Annotated in this window: 3 protein-coding genes; all 3 read left to right on the top strand. The window is 50.5% G+C overall.

The annotated features are described in order from the left end of the window. Positions 1 to 590 precede the first annotated feature (590 nt). Entirely contained in the window at positions 591 to 1,487 is an 897-nt protein-coding gene (locus tag Q3981_RS10350; protein ID WP_303126010.1) for an Abi family protein, read from the top strand. Between the two features lie 267 nt (positions 1,488 to 1,754). Then, positions 1,755 to 2,057: a DUF6506 family protein gene (locus Q3981_RS10345; protein ID WP_303126008.1), complete on the top strand. Its 303-nt coding sequence runs from the start codon at positions 1,755 to 1,757 to the stop codon at positions 2,055 to 2,057. A gap of 30 nt (positions 2,058 to 2,087) precedes the next feature. Further along, positions 2,088 to 2,361: biotin/lipoate A/B protein ligase family protein (locus Q3981_RS10340; RefSeq protein ID WP_368410112.1), on the top strand; the 274-nt coding region annotated here is incomplete at its 3' end.

The following is a 2,361-nucleotide window of genomic DNA, read 5'->3' as shown; positions in this document are numbered from 1 at the left end:
CAACATCCGCTACAAGTCTGCGCATAATAACCCCTTTTTAACTCACAACACTTTTGATTCTCGGTCGGAACCACGATGGCATATTTCCCTGAGTACGTGTCACCATGCGTCATGCGAGACATCTAAAGCCGGCGCTGAACGCGACTTTCCATCCATATACATATGACGATAGCGAAGAGCACGGCGATTATTGATCGACCCTTTACACCGCCAAAGTTGAACCGGTACAGAGATTCGGCTGTATATCCACATTGTCAACATCAGTCCCGACGATGCTTTCAGGCCTGACCAGAAAGCCGCATAATCAGGACATTCATAAGTGAAACAGGATCAAGTTTGATCCCGTAGTAGGCCTCAGGTTTGAAGCAATTAGTCCCCTTCGTTGCCACTTTTGACATTTAAGGACCGAAGAGGGTAATCTTGTCTTCAACAGTTCAGCCCGCCTTGTGACGCTTCCAAGCCAACAAGAGTGGGCTGGATCTCTATTCAAGGTCCGGGGCCATAATCGTGGGGTTACTAAATTGGGGGCAAAGTCTCTAAAACAAGCCACAACTACTCAGCAGCAAATCAATGAGCTGAGGGGTAGGGGAATGGTGATCGACAAACCTCTCGCCGAACAATGGCTACCTAACGTAGGTTACTATCGACTGAGCGCATATTGGCATCCTGCTCGGAAAATAAGTTCAGACGGAGAGTCTCTCCTAGACGAATTTGAATCGGGAACCAGTTTTAATGATGTAGTGGATCTGTATGAATCGGATCGCAAACTTCGCACCCTGATCCACGATGGTATAGAACGCATAGAAATTGCGATGCGGGCACAGCTGACAGATTACCTTTGCCTTAATCCTGTGAATGACCCCCAGGCGTACCTAAGTGGGGAGAGATTCCGACCCACGTTCAATCACTTAGAGTGGATGTCGGCTATTTACGGACGGATGAATAGAGCATCACGCAGAAGCGAGGCAATTACCCACTACAGCACAGAATATGGGGGACAGTACCCCTTGTGGGTAATTGCCGAGTGCATGGATTTTAAAGATATATCTAAGCTCTATTCTGGCCTATATTCTTCAGAACAACGCAATATCGCAGATAGGATAGGGCTTTCGTTCGATCTTCAAGATCTTAGTAAAAACAACAAAGAAAAAGTTCAAGACCGGCACCCCTGGGCAAACTGGATGGAGCAACTCACAATCGTCCGCAATACAGCTGCTCACCATGGTCGTATGTGGAACAGGTCTTTTGTACCAGCAACAACAGTTGCACTACGTACAAAACCTGCTTTCGCTAATCTTCCTCCCAAACAAAGCGAACGGATTTTCGGCACACTCATCGTTATGTCACACGTCCTTCGTATAGTCTCTCCCGGGACTACGTGGCCAAGTAAAGTAGCTCATCTCCTCGATCAAAGCTTCCTAACAAACCCATTAGTTCAGTTTTCCAGCTTAGGCATCCCCGATACATGGGACAGAAAGACTCTATGACGCAATTGAGGAAGATATTGGCAAAAATTGCGTTCCGCCGGGATGGTTGAGTTCTGCGTTGACGTATAGGCGCGAATAAAGGTACTCACCTCCTTCAAATTCCACTTTTCAATCAAATGAGTTTTCTCCAGAGAGTCCTTCCCCAGTTTTACGCGCATCTTCTTCTCGAGGTATTCAATGACCTCGCCATAGAGCGATAGAATGTGGCCAGGTTCGAGAAATCCCAGCCTCACATCAACCCAGCCTCTACACCTACGGAGTACCACTATGGCTCTCAAAGCTGCATTCATGTTCGTCGACACCGGCGCCGACCCCTCCACCAACCGCTCGACCGTCACAACTCCAGGCGTCGAACTCCTCACGGTGGCCGTCAACGATTACGCCCAAGCCGCCGACGTAGCATCGACACTCGCCGACGAAGGATACGTCGCTATCGAGCTATGCGGCGGATTCGGCATCGAGGGCGTCGCACGCGTCAAGAAAGCTGTTCCCGACACTGTCGCCGTCGGAGTTGTGCGGTTCGACCACCACCCGGGCCTCGGACACAAGAGCGGAGATGAGCTTTACTAACCCCAATCCCGCCCATGTGATCACATCATCATGTTCACGACGACGCTATGGCGCCTCACCAGCCACGACCCGCTCCGCAACCTGGCCTTCGAACGTTATCTGTTCGACTCGCTGGGACATAAAGAAGCGGCCGTCCTCATGTGGCGCAATAACCCCGCCGTCATGGTCGGCCGAGCACAAAACCCCTGGTACGAAGCAAATACCGAATTCCTCCACAGCCACAACATCCCACTCTTCCGTCGGATCAGCGGCGGCGGAACCGTCTACCACGACCTAGGAAACCTGAACTTCACGTTCATGGCAT

This window comes from Corynebacterium sp., assembly GCF_030530965.1.
GTDB lineage: Bacteria > Actinomycetota > Actinomycetes > Mycobacteriales > Mycobacteriaceae > Corynebacterium.
This window is presented reverse-complemented; position numbering and strand designations above follow the sequence as displayed.

Excerpts from the sequence above, each read along its gene's own strand:
- Q3981_RS10350 (WP_303126010.1), top strand. The coding sequence starts at position 591 with ATGGTGATCGACAAACCTCTCGCCGAACAATGGCTACCTAACGTAGGT.
- Q3981_RS10345 (WP_303126008.1), top strand. The coding sequence starts at position 1,755 with ATGGCTCTCAAAGCTGCATTCATGTTCGTCGACACCGGCGCCGACCCC.